Genomic DNA, 22,522 nt, shown 5'->3' on the forward strand with positions numbered 1-22,522 from the left:
CGGCTCAAAGCGGAATATTGTCGTGCTTTTTCCAAGGGTTGGACAGCCTCTTCGTCCTCAGAGACGCGAAGGCCCGCGCCACCCGCTTGCGCGTCGAATGCGGCATGATCACTTCATCGATAAAACCCTTTTCGGCGGCCACGAAGGGGTTGGCAAATCGGTCCTCATAGTCCTTTGTCCGCGCCGCAATCTTCTCTTTATCGTCCAACTCAGACCGATACAGGATTTCCGTCGCACCCTTGGCGCCCATCACCGCGATTTCTGCCGTTGGCCAGGCATAGTTGAAGTCACCGCGCAGGTGTTTCGACGCCATAACGTCATAGGCGCCGCCATAGGCCTTGCGGGTGATCACCGTGACCTTTGGCACCGTCGCCTCGCCATATGCAAAGAGCAGTTTTGCCCCGTGCTTGATGACGCCGCCATATTCCTGGCTGGTGCCCGGCAGGAAGCCCGGCACGTCAACCAGCGTCAGGATCGGAATTTCAAACGCATCGCAGAAGCGCACAAAGCGCGCGGCCTTGCGGCTGCTGTCGATGTCCAGACAGCCCGCCAGCACCAGTGGCTGGTTGGCGACAACACCCACGGTCTGCCCCTCAAGCCGGATGAAGCCGGTGATGATATTGCCCGCGTAATCCTTCTGGATCTCGTAAAAATCGCCCTCATCCGCGACCTTCTGGATCAGTTCCTTCATGTCATAGGGCTGGTTCGGGTTGTCGGGGATAAGTGTGTCGAGGCTGTCTTCCATCCGCGCGACGTCGTCGAAGAAGGGCCGCGTCGGCGCCTTGTCGCGGTTGTTGAGCGGCAGGAAATCGACCAGCCTACGGACCTCAACGAGCGCCTCGACATCGTTCTCGAACGCACCATCGGCGACAGAGGATTTCTTGGTATGCGTCGACGCGCCGCCCAGTTCCTCGGCCGTCACCACCTCATTCGTCACGGTTTTTACGACATCAGGGCCCGTAACGAACATGTAAGACGTGTCCTTCACCATGAAGATGAAGTCGGTCATCGCGGGGGAGTAGACCGCGCCACCGGCGCAAGGCCCCATGATCAGGCTGATCTGAGGGACTACGCCCGAGGCCATTATGTTGCGCTGAAAGACCTCGGCATAACCGGCAAGCGAGGCGACGCCTTCCTGAATGCGCGCACCACCGGAATCGTTGATACCGATGACCGGCGCGCCGTTCTGCATCGCCATGTCCATGATTTTGCAGATCTTTTGCGCATGGGTTTCTGACAGCGAACCGCCGAAGACGGTGAAATCCTGGGAAAAGACATAGACCATGCGGCCATTGATCGTGCCCCAGCCGGTGACGACACCGTCACCCGAAGGCCGATCCTTTTCCATCCCGAAATCGGTGCAGCGATGGGCGACGAACATGTCGAATTCCTCGAACGAGCCTTCGTCGAGCAGAAGTTCGATCCGTTCGCGCGCAGTCAGCTTGCCCCGTGCGTGCTGCGCATCGATACGGCGCTGGCCTCCGCCGAGCCGGGCCGTGTTGCGGCGCGATTCCAACTGTTCAAGGATGTCTTTCATGATGTCGCCCTCCAAGTCGCTGGCAACCTAGCCTGCGCACCGCTTCGCGCAAAGCGGATTTGCGAAAATTTGCAACATTAATGCCGATACATCTGTGCAAATTGAATATTTGCGAAGTTCATCTGAGGAAACGCACAGCGACGCCGGTCTGAACGCGCCGGAACGTCCGCTCCACACAGCTTGCGAACCCCTTTTCGGATTTCGCACGCTGGAGTATCAGCAACAAACCTTCCTTCGCGAGCACCCCCATGACATGGCTGCCTGTTCCCGTTGTCACGATCGGCCTTCTCATCGCGTCGAATGTCTTCATGACTTTCGCATGGTACGGCCATCTCAAGTTCAAAGCCGCCCCACTCGTAGTCGTGGTCCTCGCGAGTTGGGGCATTGCGCTGTTCGAATATCTGCTGCAGGTACCCGCGAACAGGATCGGCCACGGTTATTTCAGCGCGGCTGAGCTTAAGTCCATCCAGGAAGTCATCACTCTCGTTGTCTTCGCGATCTTCTCGGTGACCTATCTGCGGGAAAGCCTCGGCTGGAACCATGCGGTCGGATTCGGCCTGATCGCACTCGGGGCGTTCTTCATTTTCCACAAATGGGGATAGGGACCGCACAGAGCCCTGTGCATATGCGCCGCTGGACAAGCCGCAACTTCGCCCATAGGCGATGAGGATGAGCCAGCAGTATCAGCCCCCGGCAGTCCGTTTTCTGAACCGGTCGACGCCGCCCCATATCGTGACGCTGGTCATGGTCACGGGGCTTTCGACGCTGGCGATGAACATCTTCCTGCCCTCCCTGCCCCGGATGACCGAATGGTTCGGCACAGAATATCGGGTGATGCAGCTCTCGGTATCGCTCTACCTCGGCTTCAGCGCGCTTCTTCAGATCGTGATCGGGCCAATTTCTGACCGGTTTGGGCGGCGCCCGGTTCTTCTGTGGTCGGTCGTCCTGTTCCTTGTCGCCACCCTCGGCACTTTGATCGCGCCGACGGTTGGGGTCTTTCTGGTCTTTCGCATGCTTCAGGCGGTGATCGCGGCGGGCATGGTTCTCAGCCGAGCAGTCATCCGCGACATGGTGCCCGGCGAACAGGCCGCCTCGATGATCGGGTATGTGACAATGGGCATGTCGGTCGTTCCGATGATCGGCCCGGCCATCGGAGGCGTATTGGATGAGGTCTTTGGCTGGCAGGCGAATTTCGCCCTGCTCGTCGTATTGGGCGGAATGGTCCTGTGGCTGATCTGGGCCGATCACGGCGAAACTGCCATAGGCCGCACCGCACGTTTTGCCGATCAGGTCCGGCACTATCCCGAACTGCTGACCTCGCCGCGGTTCTGGGGTTATTGCCTGGCCGCCGCGTTTTCATCCGGCGCTTTCTTTGCCTATCTCGGCGGCGCGCCTTACGTCGGGTCTGAGATCTACCATATGTCATCCGGCATGTTGGGCATCTACTTCGCCGCACCGGCCTTGGGATACGCCTTCGGAAACTTTGTGTCCGGGCGGTATTCGGTCGCAATCGGCCTAAACCGGATGATCCTGACCGGCACGGTGATCACCGCATTCTGCATGGGGCTGCTGGCGCTGCTCGATTTCGCCGGACTGACCGGACCGAACCTGTTCTTCGGTCTGATCATCGCCGTCGGTCTTGGCAACGGAATGGCACTGCCCAACGCCAATGCCGGGATGCTCTCGGTGCGGCCGGAACTGGCGGGTACCGCCTCGGGTCTTGGTGGCGCCATAATGATCGGTGGCGGTGCAGGCCTGTCGGCGCTTGCTGGCTGGGCCCTTGGATTCGGCGGCGGAGCCCTGCCACTCACACTCCTGATGTTGATCTCTTCGGTCTTTGCCGTCATCGCCATCGTCTTGGTCATTCGCCGCGCAGGACGGCTTGGACTCTAGTGCTCCAATGACTTCGCTCTGCGGCCCAGAGCAGAAATTTGCGCGCGAAAACATTATATGCCATTCATGAAGGACGCTCCGACCGTCCGATAGGAACGCCTCGAACTGATCGCAGACGCTTGCAAGGCACAACAGAATGAACGATCCGAAGATCCGGAACATGGAAGAATTCGCAAGCGCCAGCGGGATCTCGCGGCCGACGGTTTCGAAATACTTCAACGATCCGCAAAGCGTGCGGGAATCCACCCGGCAACGCATCGAGGCGGCGCTGGAGCAGTACGACTATCGCCCCAACATCTATGCGATCAACCAGAACCGGCGCCTGACCAAGAACATCGGCATTGTCGTGCCCTATCTCGCCGATCCGTTCTTTGCCGAGATCGCCCGCAATATCGAAAACCTTATTATCGCCTCTGGCTTCCGCACGATCCTGCTCAGTTCACATGGCGATCCCAAGCAGGAGTTGGACAACCTCGACTTGCTGCGATCCATCAAACCGGCAGGTGTCCTGCTTGCGCCTCTCGGGCGCGCTTCGGATCCGGCTGCGGTGAAGGCTTTCTGTGACGATGTGCCAACGGTTCTATTCGACTGTAATATCAGTGATTTGGGCGAGGCTTTTATAGGGCACAACAACGTACAAGCGACGGAGCAGATCTGCGAATACCTGTGCCGGACCGGGGAACCGCCGGTCTTCTTCGAGATGCGCACCCCGCCCAATCCCAACGCCTATCGCCGCCGCAAAGCCTATTGCGAAGTCATGGAAAAGCTCGGCTTTCCTACCCAGCTGATCCAGGTTGACGGAGAGGGCTGGAACTTCGAGGAGATCGGCTATGTCGAAGGCAAGCGGGTGATCTCGCAACGCCTGCTAACCACGAACACCGTACTGTGCAGCAACGACCGCCTCGCCATCGGCTTTTTGACCGCCGCCTTTGAGACGGGACAGCGCGTCGGTCGCGGCGAAGACTGCGCGCTGCGGGTCGCCGGTCACGATAACCACCCCTACTCACGTTTTACCTGCCCACCGCTCACCACCATCTCGCATGACTATGTGCTGATTGCCGAAAAAAGCGTCGAAACACTTCTGTCCTTTATCGAATCGGGCGAGCGGGCGCAAAGTCGCGAAACCACCCTGTTCGACGGCAAGCTCATGATGCGCAGTTCCGCGTAAGCGATTGGTTTCCCCTCGCTTCCATTTTTCTTTACGCGCGTAAATTTTTAATTTGACGGAGCGACAGGATTCTCGTTATCGTTAACAGGTCACATCCAATTACAGGGAGGAGTCGGATGTACCTGAGGAACGCACTTTGTGCGGCAATGGCGCTTACGCTCGCAGCGGGCGGCGCGGCACAAGCCGAAAGCATCACGATCGCGACCGTGAACAACGGTGACATGATCCGCATGCAGGGTCTGACCGAGGATTTTACCGCCAAGACCGGTCACACCGTCGAATGGGTCACGCTGGAAGAAAACGTCCTGCGCCAGCGCGTCACGACTGATATCTCGACCAACGGCGGTCAGTTCGACATCATGACGATCGGCATGTACGAAACGCCGATCTGGGGTAAGAACGGCTGGCTCGTGCCGCTTGACGATCTGTCGGCCGACTACGATGTGGCCGATATCCTGCCGGCGATGTCCGGCGGACTTTCCTACGAAGGCACGCTTTATGCCGCGCCCTTCTATGGCGAAAGCTCGATGGTCATGTATCGGACCGACCTGATGGAAAAGGCCGGTCTATCCATGCCCGAGGCTCCGACCTGGGAGTTCATCCGCGAAGCGGCTGCAGCGATGACCGACCGCGACAACGACATCAACGGCATCTGCCTGCGCGGCAAGGCCGGTTGGGGTGAAGGCGGCGCCTTCATCACCGCGATGTCCAACTCGTTCGGCGCGCGCTGGTTCGACGAAAGCTGGAAGCCTACTTTCGACAGCGAGGCATGGGCCAACACGCTCAACTTTTACAAGGGCATGATGGATGAATCCGGCCCGGCCGGTTACGCCACCAACGGCTTCAACGAAAACCTGTCGCTCTTCCAGCAGGGCAAGTGCGGCATGTGGATCGACGCCACCGTCGCGGCCTCTTTCGTGACCAATCCGAACGACTCCACGGTGGCCGACAGCGTCGGCTTTGCGCTGGCGCCGGATAACGGCCTCGGCAAGCGGTCGAACTGGCTCTGGGCCTGGGCACTTGCCATCCCGGCCGGCACCCAGAAAGAAGCTGCTGCGAAAGAGTTCATCGAATGGGCGACGTCAAAATCGTACATCGAACTCGTCGCCGCCAAGGAAGGCTGGGCCAACGTGCCCCCGGGCGCCCGGACCTCGCTCTATGAGAACCCGGACTACCTGGCCGTTCCCTTCGCCAAGATGACGCTCGAGTCGATCCTCTCGGCTGATCCGAACAACCCGACGGTCGACCCGGTCCCCTATGTCGGCATCCAGTTCGCCGCCATTCCGGAATTCGCGGGTATCGCGACCGATGTGAGCCAGGAATTCTCGGCCGCCTATGCCGGTCAGCAGACCGTCGAGGAAGCCCTGGAAAAAGCCCAGGCGATTGCCACGGACGCAATGGAAGCCGCCGGCTACTGAGCCCCGGCACGTCTGATCCAGAGGGCGGCAATCCGCCCTCTGGCACCCCATAAATCCTTGCCAGGCCAAAGTCACCGCAAGCACTGTGCTTCGTGCACAATCAAGGGAGGTTTGCCCGATGGCCACGAAAGCTTCACGTTCCGCTGCCCGGATCATGATGGCCCCCGCCGTCATCCTGCTTCTTGGCTGGATGCTCGTCCCCCTGATCATGACCCTGTGGTTCTCGTTCCGCACCTATCTGCCGCTCCGCGGCGGTGATCTGGGATTTGCCGGTATCGACAACTACATCCGCTTTGTCACCTCGTCGGCCTTTTGGCCTGCAGTTGTGGCGACCATGACCATCGTCGTCGGTGCATTGCTGATCACGGTTGTCTTCGGCGTGCTTCTCGCGCTTCTGCTTGACCAGCCGATGTGGGGTCAGGGGATCGTGCGCATCCTTGTCATCGCGCCCTTCTTCGTCATGCCGACCGTCTCGGGCCTTGTTTGGAAGAACATGTTCCTCGACTCGGTCAACGGCCTCTTTTCTCATGTTTTCAAGTTCTTCGGGGCGACGCCGGTCGAATGGATGATCGACAAACCCTTCTTCAGCATCATCCTGATCGTCAGCTGGCAGTGGCTGCCTTTCGCCACGCTGATCCTCCTGACCGCGATCCAGTCGCTCGACAGCGAACAGCTCGAAGCCGCCGAGATGGACGGCGCGCCGCCCCTGAAGCGGTTCTGGTTCATCACCATCCCGCATCTGAGCCGCGCGATTACCGTCGTCCTCCTGATCGAGACGATCTTCCTGCTGTCGATCTTTGCCGAGATCTTCGTCACCACCGCCGGTGCATTCGGCACCAAGACGCTCACCTACCTGATCTTCCAGCGCGTGCTGGAAAGCCAGAATGTGGGTCTCGGTTCCGCCGGTGGTGTCTACGCAATCGTCCTTGCCAACATCGTTGCCTTCTTCCTGATGCGCATCGTCGGCAAGAACCTGGACGCGTGAGGTAAATCATGGCCCGTGCAGTCACCAGCCGCCGCAAGACGATCAACACCGCCCTCGCCTGGGGTGTCGGCCTGATCATCTTCTTCCCGATCCTCTGGACGATCCTGACCAGCTTCAAGACCGAGGGCGACGCCATCGCCTATCCGCCGAAGTTCCTGTTCTTCGACTGGACGCTGGAGAATTATTCCGTCGTGCAGGAGCGTTCGGACTACATGCGCTATCTGTGGAACTCGGTGATCATCGCCGGAGGGTCCACGCTGCTCGGCATCATCATCGCCGTGCCTGCCGCATGGTCGATGGCCTTCGTGCCGTCGAAGCGGACCAAGGACATCCTGATGTGGATGCTCTCCACCAAGATGCTTCCGGCCGTGGGTGTGCTCTACCCGATCTACCTGATGTTCATCAAACTCGGGCTTCTCGACACCCGCATCGGCCTTGTCATCGTCCTGATGCTCATCAACCTGCCGATCATTGTCTGGATGCTTTACACCTATTTCAAGGAAATCCCCGGTGAGATCCTTGAAGCTGCGCGGATGGATGGCGCAACGCTGAAGGAAGAAATCCTGCACGTTCTGACGCCGATGGCGGTACCGGGCATCGCCTCGACCATCCTTCTGAACGTCATCCTTGCATGGAACGAAGCCTTCTGGACGCTCAACCTGACCGCCGCCAAAGCCGGTCCGCTCACGGCCTTCATCGCCAGCTATTCCAGCCCTGAGGGCCTTTTCTACGCAAAGCTCAGCGCGGCCTCGACCATGGCAATCGCACCGATACTGATCCTCGGCTGGTTCAGCCAGAAGCAACTCGTACGCGGCCTGACTTTTGGCGCAGTGAAATAAGGACGACTGATATGGGACGCATCGTACTTGAGAAAGTCACCAAACGTTTCGGCGAGGTGGAGGTCATTCCACCCCTGGACCTGACCATCGAGGATGGCGAGTTTGCAGTCTTCGTTGGCCCGTCGGGCTGCGGCAAGTCCACGCTCCTGCGGCTGATCGCGGGGCTGGAGGACGTGTCGAGCGGCAACATCGCCATCGACGGGCAGGACGCGACCAGCACACCACCGGCCAAGCGCGGTCTGGCCATGGTGTTCCAGTCCTACGCGCTCTACCCGCACATGTCGGTGCGCAAGAACATCGCCTTCCCGCTCAAGATGGCCAAACTCGATCAGGCCGAGATCGACAAGCGCGTGAACGGCGCGGCCTCGGTTCTCAACCTGTCGGATTATCTCGACCGTCGCCCCGGCCAATTGTCAGGCGGTCAGCGTCAGCGTGTCGCCATCGGCCGCGCCATCGTGCGGGAACCGGCGGCATTTCTCTTTGACGAACCGCTGTCAAACCTCGACGCGGCGTTGCGCGTCGGTATGCGGCTGGAGATATCCGAGCTGCACAAGCGCCTTGAGACGACGATGATCTATGTCACCCACGACCAGGTCGAGGCGATGACCATGGCCGACAAGATCGTGGTTCTGCGGGCTGGCAATATCGAACAGGTCGGTTCGCCTCTGGAACTGTACCACTCACCCCGGAACATCTTTGTCGCGGGTTTCATCGGGTCGCCCCGGATGAACTTTATCGAAGGCGATGTGGCCGCGAAATACGGCGCACATACAATCGGCATCCGCCCCGAACATATCGCTGTGTCGGAGAGCGAGGGCACATGGTCCGGCACCGTCGGTGTCGCGGAGCATCTCGGCTCCGACACCTTCTTTCACGTCCACCAGACCGGACTGGCCGAGACGATGACCATCCGCGCCGACGGTGAGGTCGGCTTCCGCCACGGGGACCGTATTCACCTGACCCCGCGCGAGGACGTCATCCATAAATTCGACGCGAAGGGCCTTCGGATCGCATGAAACGGCTTGACGGCAAAACCGCGCTGATCACCGGCGCTGCGCGCGGCATCGGTCGCGCCTTTGCCGAAGCCTATATCGGCGAAGGCGCCCGCGTCGCCATCGCCGATATCGACTTCGCGCGGGCCCGGGAAACAGCGCGGGACCTTGGCGATGCGGCGATCGCGGTCGAACTGGACGTGACCCGGCAGGACAGCATTGACGCCGCTGTCGCCGCCGCCGCTGACCAGCTTGGACAGATCGACATCCTGATCAACAATGCTGCGATCTTCACCGCCGCACCGATTGTCGAGATCAGCCGTGCCGACTACGCCCGCACCTTCGAGATCAATGTCGCAGGCACGCTTTTCATGATGCAGGCCGTCGCCCGCCACATGATCGACCGCGGTATCCGCGGGCGCATCATCAACATGGCCAGCCAGGCCGGCCGGCGCGGCGAAAGCCTCGTCGCCGTTTATTGCGCCACCAAGGCCGCCGTCATCAGCCTGACCCAGTCAGCCGGGCTGAACCTTATCCGCCACGGGATCAACGTGAACGCCATCGCGCCGGGCGTGGTCGACGGCGAACACTGGGACGGTGTCGACGCCTTCTTTGCCAAATACGAAGGCAAGGCCCCCGGTCAGAAAAAGCGCGAGGTGGGCGAGGCCGTCCCCTATGGCCGCATGGGCCGCGCCGGGGACCTCACCGGCATGGCGATCTTCCTTGCCAGCGACGAGGCCGAATATGTCGTGGCCCAATGCTACAACGTCGATGGCGGCCAGTGGATGAGTTAATGAACAGCATGATGCGGGAACCCCGACCGATGAAACTCTCCAACGCGACGCTTGCCTCCCTGCCCGATGGCGTCGTGCGGCCGAATTACGATCGTGCGGGCCTGACGCCGGGCATCGTGCATATCGGCCTCGGAAACTTTCACCGTGCACATCAGGCCTGGTACCTGCACCGACTCATGCAGGAAGGACGCGCACTGGACTGGGCGATCATCGGCGCCGGTATCCGCCCCTATGACGCTGCCATGCGTGACAAGCTTCTCGCACAGGATTGTCTGACCACGTTGATCGAACTGGCCCCCTCGACACGGTCGGCCGAGGTCACCGGAGCAATGATCGACTATCTGCCCGTGGAAGACGGCAACGGACCCCTGATCCGCGCAATGGCCGACCCCCGAATCCGCATCGTCTCCCTGACTGTGACCGAAGGGGGGTACTACGTCGATCCGGCGAGCGGCGAGTTCGACACCAGCCATCCCGATATTCAGCATGACATCAATCATCCTGACCGACCTTGCACCGTCTTCGGAACAATGGTCGCGGCCTTGAAGAAACGCAGGGCAGCGGGGCATCCCCCTTTTACCTGCATGAGCTGCGACAATCTCCAGGGCAACGGCAACATCCTGCGCCGCACACTCGTCCCTCTCGCCCGCCTTACGGACCCGGGGCTGGCAGACTGGATCGAGACCGAGGGGGCGTTTCCGAACTCCATGGTCGATTGCATTGTCCCTGCAACCGGCACCCAGGAGGTCGCTCTGGCCCGGTCGCTCGGCATTGATGACGCGGCGCCTGTGACCCACGAACCCTTCCGGCAATGGGTGATCGAAGACCGTTTCTGCGCTGGACGCCCCGATTGGGACAGTGTCGGTGCGACGTTCACCGACCGTGTGCATGACTACGAGGCCATGAAAATCCGCATCCTCAATGCCGGTCATCAGGTTCTTGCCAATGTGGGCGAACTTCTTTCGGTCCCGACGATCAGCGGCTGTATGGCGGACCCCCTTATCAGCACCTTTTTCGACAAGGTGGAGCGGGAAGAGATCCTGCCCTATGTCTCGCCCGTGCCGGGAATGACACCTGCGGTCTATCTTGACCTGATCAAAAGCCGCTTTGCCAATCCGGCGATCCATGACACGACCCGTCGGGTCGCGTTCGACGGATCGTCCCGGCACACCGGTTTCGTGCTGCCGATCCTGCGCGATGCGCTGGCCGCCGGGGGACCGGTCAAGGGGCTCGTCCTTGTCGAGGCGCTCTGGGCCCGGATGTGCGCGGGTGTCCGCGAGGACGGCAGCCGGATCGAGGCAAATGACCCCCACTGGGCGGATCTTCTTGCAGCCGCGAACGCTGCCCGGACGTGTCCGCGGGCATGGCTTGAACAGAGCCAGTTCTACGGTGATCTGACAGACGAGGCCGGCTTTGCCGATGCCTTCGACGGCTGGCTCCGCCTGATCTGGAGCGAGGGTGCCAGCGCCGCGCTTGCGAAGTACACCGCCTGACCCGCCCCCTATCGCCCGATCCCGCTCGCGCATATAAGATCATCAGCGCGAGGACGCGGCGACGAACGGGCAGCAGATCTTGAAACAGCAATCCCCCGATATGCCCGAAAAGGGTCCGGCCCCGGCCGGGCTCGACGGGCTGATCGCCTGCCCAACCTGCGATGCGCTTCATAACATCGCACCGGTTCCGCCGGGATCAAAGGCGCGTTGCCATCGCTGCCACACGGTCCTGATGACCCCCCGTCAGGGCGCAATGACCCGGATCGTCATGCTGGCGGCGACGGCGGCTGTCCTGATGATCGCCGCGATCTTTTTTCCCTTCCTCGAACTGCAAGTCGGCGGCCTCAGTCGAAAAAGTTCGGTCTTTGACGCGATCACCGCGTTCAGCGCAAGCGGCATGCTGCCGCTATCCATCGCGGTTGCCGCGCTGATCGTCGTCCTGCCATTCGCCCGGCTCGTGGCCATCGCCTATGCGCTGGGGCCGATGGCACTTGGCTGGCATCCGGCGCCACAGGCCGCGCGGGCCTTCCGCTGGGCCGAGGCGACCCGGCCCTGGGCGATGGCCGAGATCTTTATCGTCGGCGTTGCAGTCGCGCTGGTAAAAATCACCGGGCTTGCCAAGGTCACGCCCGGCCCGGCATTCTGGGCCTTCGCGGCCCTGGTTCTGGTCACCGTCCTCAAGGACTCGTTCATGTGCAGGCTGACAGTATGGAAAACGCTCGAAGAACGCAGTCGGTCCTGACCGCGCGCCGGGCGGGGCTTGTGGGCTGCACGACCTGCGGGCGCGTCCATGCGCGGCAGGCGGTGGTCTGCCACCGCTGCGGCAGCCGGCTGGCCAGCCGTGACACGGGCAGCCTGCAACGGGTCTGGGCGTGGCTTTTCGCCGGGATGATCGCCTACATTCCGGCCAACCTTTATCCGATGCTCGTCACCTCAACCTTTGGCAAGACACAGCAGAACACCATCGTCGGCGGTGTAATCGAGCTCTTTGAGCACGGCTCTTGGGGCGTTGCACTGATCGTTTTCGTGGCGTCTGTGCTGATCCCGATCGGCAAGTTCATTGCCATCGCCTATCTGGCAGTGTCGGCCCGCTCCGCCGTGGTCATCCGTGGCCACGGTCGTCAGCACCTTTACGAAGTGGTCGAATTCATCGGCCGCTGGTCGATGATTGATGTCTTTGTCGTTGCGATCCTCGCCGCCCTCGTGCAGCTCGACTTCGTCGCCACCGTCCACCCCGGTATTGCCGCCGCGAGTTTCGCGCTTTCGGTTGCCTTCACCATGATTTCCGCGCAGAACTTCGATCCCAGACTTCTCTGGGACGCCTATGAGGCTGACGACACGTGACCGATCCGAAACCCGCCGACCTCGATATCTCCACTTCGCGTCCGTCGTTCTGGCGGAACCTCTCTTTTGTCTGGCTGGTGCCGGTGCTGGCGCTTGTCATATCGCTTGGCCTCGCGTGGCAGAGCTTTTCCGAGCGCGGCGTCGCGATTACCATTTCCTTTCCCAATGCGCCTGGCGTCACCCCGGGTGAAACCACCCTGCGCTACCGCGACGTGGTGATCGGAACGGTCGAAAACGTCACCTTCAGCGACGACCTGTCGCGTGTGGTTGTCCATGCCCGGGTCGACAAGGACGTGGCCCCCTTTATCGACGACAAGGCACAGTTCTGGATCGTCAGCCCCAAGGTCTCCACGCGCGGCATCACCGGCCTGTCGACGGTCCTTTCCGGCGTCTATATCGAAGGCGCCTGGGATCAGGAGCCGGGGGCGGAGCAATATGCCTTCGTCGGGTCCGATGGCCCACCACTGGAACAGCCCGGCCGGCCGGGGCGGCGCATCACGCTCATGACCACCGACGGCAGGCTGATCTCCGAAGGGGCACCGGTCTACTATCACGGCGTTGAAGTGGGGCGCCTGGAAAAACCGCGCCTGACGGTCAGTTCCGACGCAATCGTCGTCGATGCCTTTATCGAGGCCCCGCATGACCGGCGGCTGAACTCGGCCACCCGGTTCTGGGACACGTCGGGCTTTTCGGTCTCGCTCGGCGGTCAGGGCCTGACACTCGATTTCGACTCCATTGCCTCGGTCGTAGCCGGTGGGGTCAACTTCGATTCGGTCTATGAAGGCGGCGAGCCGGTTAACACCGGCCATGTCTTCACGATCTATTCGGATGAGGCAGAGGCGCGGCGCAATCTCATTGCCCGCTCGACCGCCGATGCGGTCTCCATCGCCGCCGAATTTGGCGAATCCGTCTCGGGCCTCGAGCCGGGGGCACCGGTCCAGTATGGCGGCTTCAAGGTTGGCGAAGTGTCCGCCATTTCTGCCGATATTCAGGAAACCGATACGGGGCCGCAAATCCGGCTTCTGGCCAATCTGGCCATCGAACCCGACCGGCTCGGCCTAGCCGCCGGTGCCGGGCCGGACGAGGTGCTCGATTTCTTCGATGCTGCCGTCGAACGTGGCCTGCGCGCCCGCCTTGCCGCCGCCAACCTCTTCAGCGCCGCCCTTGTGGTGGAACTCGTGGAACTGCCCGACCTGCCGCCCGAAAGCTTCCAGCGCGAGGCAACGCCGCTGCCGATCCTGCCCAGCGTCGAGTCCAACCTGCCCGATTTTACCGCGACAGCCGAAGGGATGCTGGAACGCATCAACTCGCTGCCGATCGAGGAACTTCTGGATCAGGCGATCAGCCTGATGGCCTCGATCGAGGCCGTGGCCTCGGCCGAAAGCACCCGCGCCGCGCCGGATGCGGTCGTGGCGCTTCTCGAAGACACCCGCGCTCTGGTCAATGACGAGGCGACACGCGCCCTGCCCGCCGATATCCGTGCCGCCGTCGCCGATCTGCGCGGGGTCGTGGCCGAACTGAAAGAGGCGGGGGCCTTCGACAATCTCGCCGCCGCCCTGAAACGCGCTGACGAGGTGGCAACGAATTTCGCCACCGCATCGCAGGAATTCCCGGCTTTGGTCGAGGATCTTCGCGCGGTCGCGGCCAAAGCGAATTCGCTGGAGGCTGAGGAGCTTGTCGCCGCCGCGACACGGGTCCTCGACAGCGCCGACAAGGTGATCGGCACCGAAGCCGCGCGCGATCTGCCACCAGCGATCAATGCCGCCCTCGGCGAGATCCGCGCGAGCCTTGCCGAACTGCGCGAAGGCGGCGCGGTGGAGAACGCCAACGCCACCATGGCCTCCGCGCGCGAGGCCGCCGATGCGGTGGCCGAGGCTGCGGCTGGCCTGCCTGAGCTTTCGGCCCGGCTCGAACGGCTGGTGGCGCAGGCCGAAGGCCTGATCGCGGCATACGGCGACCGCTCGCAGTTCAACGACGAAACGCTTTCTGCCCTGCGCGAAGTACGGCAGGCGGCGCGCTCGGTCAGCCAACTGGCCCGCGCAATCGAACGCAACCCGAATTCGCTTCTTATGGGACGGTGATGTGATGCGGTATGCTCCGGTGATTCTTCTTCTGGCCCTTACGGCCTGTGGCGCAAGCAACGAGGCACGGTTCCTGATCGACCCGCCCGCCGCCAGTGCCGAAATCCCGGTCCGGGTCTCGACCATCGAGGTGCGCGAGGCATCGCTGCCGGCCTATGCCGCGGCGGTGGAAATCGCGCAGGCCGATGAGACCGGCGCCCTGCGCAATATCGAAGATACGCTCTGGGCAGACGATCCGGTGCGCGGGGTGACCATGGCCTTTGCCCGCAGCCTGGACGATGCGACCAGCGCCACCGTTGCGGCCGAGCCATGGCCGCTTGCGGAACCGGCGCAGGCCCGGATCGAACTCAGGGTCGAACGCATGCTGGCGAAAGCCGACGGAATGTTCGAATTCACCGGCCAGTATGCGATTGCCGCACCTGATGGCGCTCTGCGTGAGCGGGTGCGGCGCTTCGCCATCCAGACGCAGATCGACGGGACCGGCCCAGCGGCCATTGCTGCGGCTTCGGGCCGGGCCATCGCCGAGCTTGCCCAGACGGTCGCGGCCGAACTTCGCCGCTGACCACCGGCCTCATGGCCAGTCGGGCTCTGGCGGGCCGCAGTCCGGCCCGTCCGTTTCCCCCTCTTCCATGCCCGGAGCATAGATCGTGCAGCGCGCACGCCCCCTGCGCTTCGAGGCATACAGCGCCGCGTCCGCATCGTGCAGCATCCAGTCAGCATCCGGCCGGTCGTAAAACCGCGACAACGTCACACCGATACTTGCCGACACCCGGCAAGTCTGACCCTCGAACACCACCGGCTGTTCGATATCGTCGATCACCCGCCGGGCGATGCGCGTGATCATCGCCTCGTCGATCGGCCCCGGCAGGATTAATACAAACTCATCACCGCCGACCCGCGCGATGATATCGTGTCGCCGGGTCGCCGCGCGCAGGGCATTGGCGACTAACGTCAGAACCAGATCGCCTGCCCCATGGCCAAGCGTGTCATTGACCGACTTGAAATAGTCGAGGTCTATCTGCATCAGAGCGAAGCCCGCGCTGCCCCGCTCCATGCCGTCAATCGCACGCTGAAGTTCCTGATCCAGCGCGCGCCGGTTTGCCAGGCCGGTCAGCGCGTCGGTCAGTGCCTGCGCCTCCGCCGCGCGCTGCGCGACCTGAAGGCGGCGGTTCAATGCAGCAAGTTCCTCCATCACAGCGGCCTTTACCTCGGTGAGGTAAAGCAGTTCTACCGTGAGGTCGGTCGGCGCGAAATCGGCATTGGTCAGCGCATGTTCGCGAACCGCATCGGCGACCGCGATCCCGAAAGACAGGTTGACGAGCACGCCCTGACCCTCCTGCAAAGGCACAACCAGCCCCCGCAGCGGGGTGCGCGGTGGTTCGCGCAAGGCCAGATGCAGCCGCTGCCCAGCAAGCGCCCGCAATTCCTCCATCGACTGAACCCGCGCGGGCTTGCGGATCTCGAAAACCTCCAGAAACCGCATGCCCGTCAGGGCGAACCCGTCGCAAAGCTTCGCCAGCGTGCCGCCGACCGACCGGATATGCCCGCTGGGCGCGACCCAGAGATACATCGGCATCAGGCGGCCAAGATCGGTATCGGCCAAGAGCGCCGTATCGCTGTGCGGATTGCCGTCCATCATGACCGCGCGGGCCCCGCGAGGTCGAAATGCCGCCCGGCCGCGAAGCGCGCTTCCAGCAATTCGATGCTGACACTGGCGGGATCGCTTTCCTCCGTCCCCGCCTCGATCAACACGAGCGCCCCATAATCATCCGCCATCGCCCGCAGAATACCGGCGAAAACCGCCGCGAAACCGCTATGGCGTGCCCGGCATGTCAGCGTATACCGCCCTGCGCCCGCAGGGGTCAGGACCAGATCGGGAATATCGAGTTCCGGCACCGCGAGCCGGACCCGTTCGGGCAGTTCGTCCAGCGATTGCAGGAAATCGACATAGTCGACCCCGCCGAACCGCAGCAACCGGCGCAAGGGTTCCAGCCCGGCAAGATAGATGCCGACATCCTCCAGCAAGGCCTCGCGCGGTTTGCCGAGTCGCCGCGCGGCAGCGACGATGACCGCGTCGGTCAGACCGTCATCATAGCTGAGAAGCGCCTCGAACCCGGCAGCCGGAATTGCTGCCTCGGACGCCACCTTTACCCAAAGCTCCGCGCCGTACGTGTCCCTCAGGAAACACTGGATCGACCGGTTCACCAGACCGTGCATGCTAAGCCTTTCCCTAGTCCCGGGTCAGGCTATGCGCAGTCGAGTTAAGAATTGGCGAAAAAACCCAGTGCGCGGGTCCGGCCCGCGCACATCACGTGGCCGGATCAGTAGTCAGTCGGTGCGCCGCCCTCGGATTTGCGACGGTCGACGAACGCTTTCAGTTCCTCCTGCGCGCCCGCATCCATCGGCGGCGCCTCGAACTCCGCGATGATCGACTTGAAGATGCGATGGGCGCGCTCAGCCGTCCAGACAGCGCCATCGAGTTGCCAAGCCTCATAGTTACGCCAGTCCGACGCGATTGGCTGGTAAAAGGCAGTCGTGTAGCGGTCCTGCGTGTGCTGACAGCCGAAATAATGACCCTCGGCCCCGACCTCGGCGATGGTGTCAATGGCGATCTCGTCCGGCCCCGTCGCCCAGACCTCGGGCTCCATATAGCGCTGCATCATCTGCAACACCTCGCAGTCCATCACGAACTTCTCAGGCGAGGCGATCAGGCCGCCTTCCAGCCAGCCCGCCGCGTGATAGACCATGTTGGTGCCCGACTGCATCGCCGCCCAAAGCGAGTTGCAAGTCTCCCACATCGCCTGACCGTCCGGCACGTTGGCCGCGCAAACGCCCGACGAGCGCAGCGGCAACTTGTAGAACCGCGCCATCTGGCCGGTCATCTGCGTGGCTCGCATGTATTCCGGCGTACCGAAGGCAGGCGCGCCCGATTTCATGTCGACGTTTGACGTGAAAGTGCCGATCCCCACAGCGGCCCCTGGAGCGACGTATTGCAGAAGCGCGATCGCGGCCAGGGCCTCGGCGATTGACAGGGTCACTGCGCCCGACATCGTCACCGGCGCCATGGCCCCCGCCAGCGTGAAGGGTGTCACGATCACCGCCTGCCCGTTCCGCACAAGCCTCAGCGCCCCGTCGATCATCGGGAAATCGTGTTTCAGCGGCGAGACGGAGTTGATGTTGGTATACATATGCGGGGCGGCGCGGAATGCCTCCTGCGAAAGCCCACCCGCGATGCGCACCATCTCCATCCCGTCCTCGACGCGTTCCTTACCCAAGGCATAGGCATGGCAGACCTTGTCGGTCAGCGTCAGCTTTTCATAAAGACAGTCGAGATGGCGGACCGAGGCATGAACGTCCACCGGCTCCACCGGATAGCCGCCCGCGAAGTGGATGCAGTTGAAATACTGCGTCAGCTTTATGAAGTCGCGGAAGCCCTCCATGAACCCCGTGACCTTGCCGCGCTCCAGATCCCAGTAGTTCGGAGGGGAAGATACGTTACCAAACAGGATATGCTTGCCGCCGAAGGGCAGCCTGCGCTCCGGGTTCCGCGGAGTAACGGTGAATTCGGCGGGTGCGCGGCCCACCATCTCCATCACGAAATCTTCGTCCATACGGACGGTATCGCCATCGACCTTGCAGCCAGCCTTCTTGAAAAGCTCCAGCGCCTCGTCGTTCAGAAACCGGATGCCGATCTCGCTCAGGATGCGCATCGCGCCTTTGTGGATGGCCTGAACCCCCTCCGGGCCCATCGGCTCGATCGGGCGGTCAGGGTTGACCGGAATGCGCCACGGCATCTGGTCTACGGCCTTGACCCCGGCCCGTTCGGCATGGCCTGCCCGGCCACCTGCCCGCTTACGCCTGATTTCGCTTGTCATGGTCGCGTCCCCAACTGTCGTTACCGATCACAATCGGATCGGCGGCAACGGGAATCGCATCGCTCCGCGACATCGGGCGTCGTTTTTACACCGCCGCCTTCAGGTCTCGGCCATCGCTTGTCGGTCGATCCAGTCCGGCAGATGACCGATATCGGGAAGCACAGCATCGGCAAGGGGGGCAAGTTCCTCCTTCCCGGCCACACCAGTCAGAACGGCAACCGTCCGCATCCCAGCCTCGCGACCGGCAATCAGGTCGTGGCGGCTGTCGCCGACCATTACGACCTCATCCGGAACCAGCCCCTGCGCCCGCGCGAACGCCAGTAGCGGGCCGGGATCGGGCTTGGCCCCGTATCCGCTGTCAAAACCGGAAACGAAGTGAAAGAACCGACCGACCCCCGCGCTTGCCAGATGCGCGGTCGCCGGTTCCTCGGCATCGTTCGTTGCAAGTCCAATGCGAAGACCGCGCGCCGTAAGGCGTTCGAAGAGGTCCTCCAGCGGCACTGCGGCCACCTGCTCGGTCGTGGCCGAGACGGCATTCATCCGCGCGACCAGCACCGCGCGGTCGGCCCCCGGCAGATGCTCCAGAAGATAGGTGGAAATCTCGGCTGGGGTCCCCGCTATCACCGGGCTGTCCGGCGCAAAGACGCCTGTATCGAGATCGAAGCCCACAGCGCGGCCAAGCACCCCGGCAAGCGCCTCCGATCCCCCGGCAAGTTCGGTCAGCATCACGCGGGCCCAGTTGCTCCAGGTCGCGTTGAAATCGAACAGGGTTCCGTCCTTGTCGAAGACAAGTCCTCGTATCTCAGCCATGGGTATCGTTCCGATCCGAAATGAAGCCAGACACTGCACCAGGACAGGCACCGAAGGCAACGGCGTGTTTCAGGTCCAGTGCGTCTCGGCACCGCCCGGCAGGGCCTGACGCGCAGCCATCGGTTCGGTATAGGCCAGCTCCTCGGCGTCGCAAAAGGCCACCACCCAGGCATCGTCCATCAGGATGAAATCCAGCACCGAGGACAGGAAGACCGGGTCGGAGGCGCGGTTACGAAGGTCATCGGGCGCCGTTCCGCTGGCACCGAGGAAGACCGGAAGAAGGTCTTCATTGCCGACAAGCCAGCTTAGCGCACGCAGTGCGATCGTGTCGGCGATATCCCGCCTGCTGTCCGACTTATTTCCCACGTCCTGCCCCACTCGAAAGTTTTTCTTAACCATTGCAAACAAATGATGAGGGCACCGGATGACGAAGTAAACACGATGGAGCGTCTCGTGGCTGGTAAGGTCCTGATCGTTGATGATGTCGCGACGAACCGCATTGTCCTCAAGGTCAAGCTGGCGGCGGCATTTTACGATACGATTCAAGCATCTGGCGGAAAAGAGGCACTGGATATCGCACGCAAGGTCCGGCCCGACCTCATCCTTCTCGACGTGGAACTGCCCGATCTTGACGGAATCGCCGTTTGCGAGAGTCTTAAGAACGATCCCGCCACCAGCGACATTCCCGTCGTGATGGTCACGGCCTTTCGCGACATGAACCGAAAGATGGAAGCCTTGCGCGCCGGGGCCGAGGATGTGTTCTGGAAACCCCTCGACGAAACCGTCTTGCTTGCCCGTATGCGTAGCCTGCTCAGGGCGCGCGAAACCGCGCAGCAACTCGGGCTGCGCGACAGCACCTATCGTGAACTGGGCTTCTCCGAACCGGCGCAGACCTTTGCCGGGCGGGCGCTCATCGGTGTCGTTGCGGACCGCCCCGAAATCGCGCTACCCCTGAAACGCGAACTTTCGGCCTTTCTCGATGACAGCTTCGTTGTGCTGGACCGCGAAACGGCGCTGGCGCCGCGCCTGAACGGGCCGGTCCCCGATGTGTACCTTATCTCAGCAGACCTCGACCGTCCGGGGGAGGGGTTGCGGCTCTTGTCAGAACTGCGCTCGCGTGCCTCCACCCGCTATTCGTCTGTCTGTGTAATCCTGCCCGCCGAAGCACGCGAGGCCGCCGCGATGGCCTTGGACCTTGGCGCTTCCGACCTGATCGAAGCATCGGCTGACCCCGAGGAAATGGCGTTGCGTGTCAAGACCCAGATCGTTCGCAAACGGCAATCCGACCGGCTCCGGACTTCGCTCGCTGACGGGTTGCGGCTGGCGATGACCGATCCGCTGACCGGGCTGCACAACCGGCGCTATGCCCTGCCGCATCTGGCGCGCATCGCGGACCGCGCGGCAGGGGCCGGGCGTCAATTCGCGGTCATGGTGCTGGACCTCGACCGCTTCAAATCGGTGAACGACACCTACGGCCATCCCGCCGGTGATGCGGTGCTGGTCGAGATCGCCGGACGGCTGCGCTCCAATCTCCGCGCCGTCGACCTCCTTGCGCGGATTGGCGGCGAGGAGTTTCTCGTCGCCCTGCCCGACACGACGCCCGAAGCCGCGCAGGCCACCGCCGAACGCCTGCGCCGGGTGATCGGCGAACGCCCGGTTCCGCTGCCCGGTGGCGCCGGAGCCATTCCGATCACGATGTCGATCGGCCTCGCCCTTGGCCCCGGCCGCCCCGGCGGCACTGTCGAGGACCTGATCGGCCTGGCCGACCGCGCCCTTCTCGGCGCGAAGGCCGAGGGGCGCAATCAGGTCACGGTCGGGCTCAGCGCCGCGTGACCGCTCTTACCGCCGCTTGCGGCGCTGCAGCTCGGCATCAATCCGGTCGGCAAGGGCCCCGCGTTCCGCCGCACTCATCGCCGCGATACGGTCACTGATCAGCCGTCGCCCAAGGTCGAAGCGCTCCGTCATCCGCGCGGAATGCTCGGCGATTAGCGCATCTACGGCAGACGGGTCCCACGGCTCAGCCCGCAAACCCTCGGCCAGCCGGGCCATGTCCTCGCGCGTCTGGGCGCGGTGATCTCGATAACCGGGTTCCGCCGCCATGAAGGCATCGCGCAGCGCCCGCCGATCCTCCCGTGTCAGAACTTCTGTGAAAATCCCCGCGCCGATATCACCATGAGGCCGCCAGCGGTGATGTTTCAGCGCTGCGCCGGCAACCACCGCGACAATGAAGAGGTTGAAGGCAAGCGACAGGATGAGGGTGATCTTCAGCCCCCGCCCCGTGCCTTTCGCTTTTTCGGTCGGCTCTGCCATGCTCATTCCTCCAACTCTGTCGCCAGCGCGAACAATTCGGCCTCCGGCAGCAGGTCGACAACGTCACCAGTCGCGACCAGCCCGCCCGTCAGCAGATCGGGATCGGCGAGCCCCGCATAGCCGAACCAGAGCCCCGCGACAGTCGCCGTGGCCAGCCCGCCCAGCCCCTGCCATCCGCCAAGCAGATCGCCGATCCGCGACAGCAGACCCGGCCCACGCACAGGCGCAGGCTCCGGCCGTGCGGCTTGTGCATCGGCCAGCACTCTTGCCATCAGCGCCTCCGAAGGTTCTGGCGGATACGCACGCGCAGCCGAGAAGAAACCTTCCAGCCCGTCATCATCATGCTTGCGATCAGTCATCGTCATACCCCAGTTCTGCGCGCCGCCCTGCCAAAGCCGCCGTCAAACCACGTTTTCCTCTTGCCGTCAGGCTTTCGACCGCCTCAACGCCCACGCCCATGATCTCGGCGATCTCGGGGTTCGACAGCCCTTCGAGATGGCGCAGGATCACCGCTTCGCGCTGGCGTTCCGGCAGGGTCATCAGCGCGGCATCCAACGCCGCCGCCCGCTCAGCCTCGATCATCCTGCCGACCGCGCCGGGCGTCGTCTCCACCGGTTCCGGCGCCTCGTCCAGGGGCAGGCCGCGCCGTTTTCTCAGGCGGTCTGTGGCAAGGTTGACCGCGACGCGGTAGAGCCAGGTCGTGATCCTCGCCTGCCCGGCCTGCCAGTCCGGCGCCTGACTCCAGAGCCTTAGCATCGCCTCCTGCGCCACATCCTCGGCCTCGGCCCTGTCGCCCAGCATCCGCGCGGCCACGCGAAACGCCAGCGGGGTCAACCGAAGCGTCAGCACCCGTGCGGCCCCGGCATCGCCGCGGCCGTAAAGCGCCAGAAGCGCTTCATCCGATCTGTCATCCTCGGCGTCAAAGGCCATGGCCATCGTTCCCAAGACCTATAGCGTTCAGGCACGGCCCGCAAATTCACCTT

General features: G+C 62.8%; 23 protein-coding genes. 14 read left to right on the top strand and 9 right to left on the bottom strand.

Annotation, left to right across the window (positions count from 1 at the left end):
• Positions 1–4: 4 nt before the first annotated feature.
• Positions 5–1,537 (bottom strand): acyl-CoA carboxylase subunit beta, encoded by a 1,533-nt coding sequence (locus QKW60_RS03250; RefSeq protein WP_282366370.1) that lies wholly within the window; start codon positions 1,535–1,537, stop codon positions 5–7.
• Positions 1,538–1,785: 248 nt separating this feature from the next.
• On the opposite strand from QKW60_RS03250, the gene QKW60_RS03255 reads away from it, so the two are divergent.
• From QKW60_RS03255 to QKW60_RS03315, 13 genes are all read left to right on the top strand, one after another.
• Positions 1,786–2,139: a DMT family protein gene (locus QKW60_RS03255; protein WP_282366372.1), complete on the top strand. Its 354-nt coding sequence runs from the start codon at positions 1,786–1,788 to the stop codon at positions 2,137–2,139.
• 67 nt (positions 2,140–2,206) lie between these two features.
• Positions 2,207–3,430 (top strand): multidrug effflux MFS transporter, encoded by a 1,224-nt coding sequence (locus tag QKW60_RS03260; protein ID WP_282366373.1) that lies wholly within the window; start codon positions 2,207–2,209, stop codon positions 3,428–3,430.
• Positions 3,431–3,566: 136 nt separating this feature from the next.
• A complete protein-coding gene (locus QKW60_RS03265) occupies positions 3,567–4,598 on the top strand; it encodes a LacI family DNA-binding transcriptional regulator (RefSeq protein ID WP_282366375.1) in 1,032 nt (343 codons plus the stop codon).
• A gap of 116 nt (positions 4,599–4,714) precedes the next feature.
• Positions 4,715–6,016, top strand: coding sequence for an ABC transporter substrate-binding protein (locus tag QKW60_RS03270; RefSeq protein WP_282366377.1), 1,302 nt, complete (start codon positions 4,715–4,717; stop codon positions 6,014–6,016).
• Positions 6,017–6,134: 118 nt separating this feature from the next.
• Entirely contained in the window at positions 6,135–7,001 is an 867-nt protein-coding gene (locus tag QKW60_RS03275) for a carbohydrate ABC transporter permease (protein WP_282366379.1), read from the top strand.
• Between the two features lie 8 nt (positions 7,002–7,009).
• Positions 7,010–7,840: a carbohydrate ABC transporter permease gene (locus QKW60_RS03280; protein WP_282366382.1), complete on the top strand. Its 831-nt coding sequence runs from the start codon at positions 7,010–7,012 to the stop codon at positions 7,838–7,840.
• Positions 7,841–7,851: 11 nt separating this feature from the next.
• Positions 7,852–8,856: an ABC transporter ATP-binding protein gene (locus QKW60_RS03285; protein WP_282366384.1), complete on the top strand. Its 1,005-nt coding sequence runs from the start codon at positions 7,852–7,854 to the stop codon at positions 8,854–8,856.
• On the top strand, positions 8,853–9,626 hold the full coding sequence (locus QKW60_RS03290; protein ID WP_282366386.1) for an L-iditol 2-dehydrogenase: 774 nt from the start codon (positions 8,853–8,855) through the stop codon (positions 9,624–9,626). Before QKW60_RS03285 ends, QKW60_RS03290 begins: the two co-directional genes overlap by 4 nt.
• Positions 9,627–9,655: 29 nt before the next feature.
• Complete coding sequence (locus tag QKW60_RS03295) at positions 9,656–11,119, top strand: mannitol dehydrogenase family protein (protein ID WP_282366390.1); 1,464 nt, start codon at positions 9,656–9,658, stop codon at positions 11,117–11,119.
• A gap of 100 nt (positions 11,120–11,219) precedes the next feature.
• A complete protein-coding gene (locus QKW60_RS03300) occupies positions 11,220–11,861 on the top strand; it encodes a paraquat-inducible protein A (RefSeq protein WP_282366864.1) in 642 nt (213 codons plus the stop codon).
• On the top strand, positions 11,828–12,463 hold the full coding sequence (locus QKW60_RS03305; protein ID WP_282366392.1) for a paraquat-inducible protein A: 636 nt from the start codon (positions 11,828–11,830) through the stop codon (positions 12,461–12,463). The genes QKW60_RS03300 and QKW60_RS03305 overlap by 34 nt, the downstream gene beginning before the upstream one ends.
• The gene (locus tag QKW60_RS03310; RefSeq protein WP_282366394.1) at positions 12,460–14,544 is read left to right on the top strand and encodes an MlaD family protein; all 2,085 of its coding nucleotides are present in this window, start codon (positions 12,460–12,462) and stop codon (positions 14,542–14,544) included. The genes QKW60_RS03305 and QKW60_RS03310 overlap by 4 nt, the downstream gene beginning before the upstream one ends.
• A 4-nt stretch (positions 14,545–14,548) precedes the next feature.
• A complete protein-coding gene (locus QKW60_RS03315) occupies positions 14,549–15,106 on the top strand; it encodes a PqiC family protein (protein WP_282366396.1) in 558 nt (185 codons plus the stop codon).
• A 9-nt stretch (positions 15,107–15,115) separates the two neighbouring features.
• Here QKW60_RS03315 and QKW60_RS03320 read toward each other — a convergent pair whose 3' ends face one another.
• The 5 genes from QKW60_RS03320 to QKW60_RS03340 all read right to left on the bottom strand — a co-directional run bounded on the left by QKW60_RS03320 (position 15,116) and on the right by QKW60_RS03340 (position 19,595).
• Positions 15,116–16,183 (bottom strand): GGDEF domain-containing protein, encoded by a 1,068-nt coding sequence (locus tag QKW60_RS03320; protein WP_282366398.1) that lies wholly within the window; start codon positions 16,181–16,183, stop codon positions 15,116–15,118.
• Positions 16,180–16,761 carry a heme NO-binding domain-containing protein gene (locus QKW60_RS03325; RefSeq protein WP_282366400.1) on the bottom strand — a complete coding sequence of 194 codons (582 nt, stop codon included), beginning with the start codon at positions 16,759–16,761 and terminating at the stop codon, positions 16,180–16,182. The genes QKW60_RS03320 and QKW60_RS03325 overlap by 4 nt, the downstream gene beginning before the upstream one ends.
• Positions 16,762–16,865: 104 nt before the next feature.
• Entirely contained in the window at positions 16,866–18,419 is a 1,554-nt protein-coding gene (locus QKW60_RS03330) for a trimethylamine methyltransferase family protein (protein WP_282366402.1), read from the bottom strand.
• A gap of 99 nt (positions 18,420–18,518) precedes the next feature.
• On the bottom strand, positions 18,519–19,229 hold the full coding sequence (locus QKW60_RS03335; protein WP_282366403.1) for an HAD family hydrolase: 711 nt from the start codon (positions 19,227–19,229) through the stop codon (positions 18,519–18,521).
• A gap of 69 nt (positions 19,230–19,298) precedes the next feature.
• A complete protein-coding gene (locus QKW60_RS03340; protein ID WP_282366405.1) occupies positions 19,299–19,595 on the bottom strand; it encodes a DUF3572 domain-containing protein in 297 nt (98 codons plus the stop codon).
• Positions 19,596–19,640: 45 nt separating this feature from the next.
• On the opposite strand from QKW60_RS03340, the gene QKW60_RS03345 reads away from it, so the two are divergent.
• Complete coding sequence (locus tag QKW60_RS03345; protein ID WP_282366407.1) at positions 19,641–21,062, top strand: diguanylate cyclase domain-containing protein; 1,422 nt, start codon at positions 19,641–19,643, stop codon at positions 21,060–21,062.
• A gap of 6 nt (positions 21,063–21,068) precedes the next feature.
• On the opposite strand, the gene QKW60_RS03350 is transcribed toward QKW60_RS03345, so the two are convergent.
• From QKW60_RS03350 to QKW60_RS03360, 3 genes are read right to left on the bottom strand one after another with little or no spacing between them, the layout of a single operon-like run.
• Positions 21,069–21,539, bottom strand: a complete 471-nt coding sequence (locus QKW60_RS03350) for a periplasmic heavy metal sensor (protein ID WP_282366409.1) — start codon at positions 21,537–21,539, stop codon at positions 21,069–21,071.
• Positions 21,540–21,541: 2 nt separating this feature from the next.
• Complete coding sequence (locus tag QKW60_RS03355) at positions 21,542–21,898, bottom strand: hypothetical protein (protein ID WP_282366411.1); 357 nt, start codon at positions 21,896–21,898, stop codon at positions 21,542–21,544.
• Positions 21,891–22,475, bottom strand: coding sequence for an RNA polymerase sigma factor (locus QKW60_RS03360; RefSeq protein ID WP_282366413.1), 585 nt, complete (start codon positions 22,473–22,475; stop codon positions 21,891–21,893). The genes QKW60_RS03355 and QKW60_RS03360 overlap by 8 nt, the downstream gene beginning before the upstream one ends.
• Between the last annotated feature and the right edge of the window lie 47 nt (positions 22,476–22,522).

It is taken from the genome of Albidovulum aestuarii (genome assembly GCF_029961185.1).
GTDB lineage: Bacteria > Pseudomonadota > Alphaproteobacteria > Rhodobacterales > Rhodobacteraceae > Albidovulum > Albidovulum aestuarii.

Coding starts and splice junctions, on each gene's coding strand:
- QKW60_RS03250 (WP_282366370.1), bottom strand. CDS start 1,537: ATGAAAGACATCCTTGAACAGTTGGAATCGCGCCGCAACACGGCCCGG.
- QKW60_RS03255 (WP_282366372.1), top strand. CDS start 1,786: ATGACATGGCTGCCTGTTCCCGTTGTCACGATCGGCCTTCTCATCGCG.
- QKW60_RS03260 (WP_282366373.1), top strand. CDS start 2,207: ATGAGCCAGCAGTATCAGCCCCCGGCAGTCCGTTTTCTGAACCGGTCG.
- QKW60_RS03265 (WP_282366375.1), top strand. CDS start 3,567: ATGAACGATCCGAAGATCCGGAACATGGAAGAATTCGCAAGCGCCAGC.
- QKW60_RS03270 (WP_282366377.1), top strand. CDS start 4,715: ATGTACCTGAGGAACGCACTTTGTGCGGCAATGGCGCTTACGCTCGCA.
- QKW60_RS03275 (WP_282366379.1), top strand. CDS start 6,135: ATGGCCACGAAAGCTTCACGTTCCGCTGCCCGGATCATGATGGCCCCC.
- QKW60_RS03280 (WP_282366382.1), top strand. CDS start 7,010: ATGGCCCGTGCAGTCACCAGCCGCCGCAAGACGATCAACACCGCCCTC.
- QKW60_RS03285 (WP_282366384.1), top strand. CDS start 7,852: ATGGGACGCATCGTACTTGAGAAAGTCACCAAACGTTTCGGCGAGGTG.
- QKW60_RS03290 (WP_282366386.1), top strand. CDS start 8,853: ATGAAACGGCTTGACGGCAAAACCGCGCTGATCACCGGCGCTGCGCGC.
- QKW60_RS03295 (WP_282366390.1), top strand. CDS start 9,656: ATGAAACTCTCCAACGCGACGCTTGCCTCCCTGCCCGATGGCGTCGTG.
- QKW60_RS03300 (WP_282366864.1), top strand. CDS start 11,220: ATGCCCGAAAAGGGTCCGGCCCCGGCCGGGCTCGACGGGCTGATCGCC.
- QKW60_RS03305 (WP_282366392.1), top strand. CDS start 11,828: ATGGAAAACGCTCGAAGAACGCAGTCGGTCCTGACCGCGCGCCGGGCG.
- QKW60_RS03315 (WP_282366396.1), top strand. CDS start 14,549: ATGCGGTATGCTCCGGTGATTCTTCTTCTGGCCCTTACGGCCTGTGGC.
- QKW60_RS03320 (WP_282366398.1), bottom strand. CDS start 16,183: ATGATGGACGGCAATCCGCACAGCGATACGGCGCTCTTGGCCGATACC.
- QKW60_RS03325 (WP_282366400.1), bottom strand. CDS start 16,761: ATGCACGGTCTGGTGAACCGGTCGATCCAGTGTTTCCTGAGGGACACG.
- QKW60_RS03330 (WP_282366402.1), bottom strand. CDS start 18,419: ATGACAAGCGAAATCAGGCGTAAGCGGGCAGGTGGCCGGGCAGGCCAT.
- QKW60_RS03335 (WP_282366403.1), bottom strand. CDS start 19,229: ATGGCTGAGATACGAGGACTTGTCTTCGACAAGGACGGAACCCTGTTC.
- QKW60_RS03345 (WP_282366407.1), top strand. CDS start 19,641: ATGAGGGCACCGGATGACGAAGTAAACACGATGGAGCGTCTCGTGGCT.
- QKW60_RS03350 (WP_282366409.1), bottom strand. CDS start 21,539: ATGGCAGAGCCGACCGAAAAAGCGAAAGGCACGGGGCGGGGGCTGAAG.
- QKW60_RS03355 (WP_282366411.1), bottom strand. CDS start 21,898: ATGACTGATCGCAAGCATGATGATGACGGGCTGGAAGGTTTCTTCTCG.
- QKW60_RS03360 (WP_282366413.1), bottom strand. CDS start 22,475: ATGGCCATGGCCTTTGACGCCGAGGATGACAGATCGGATGAAGCGCTT.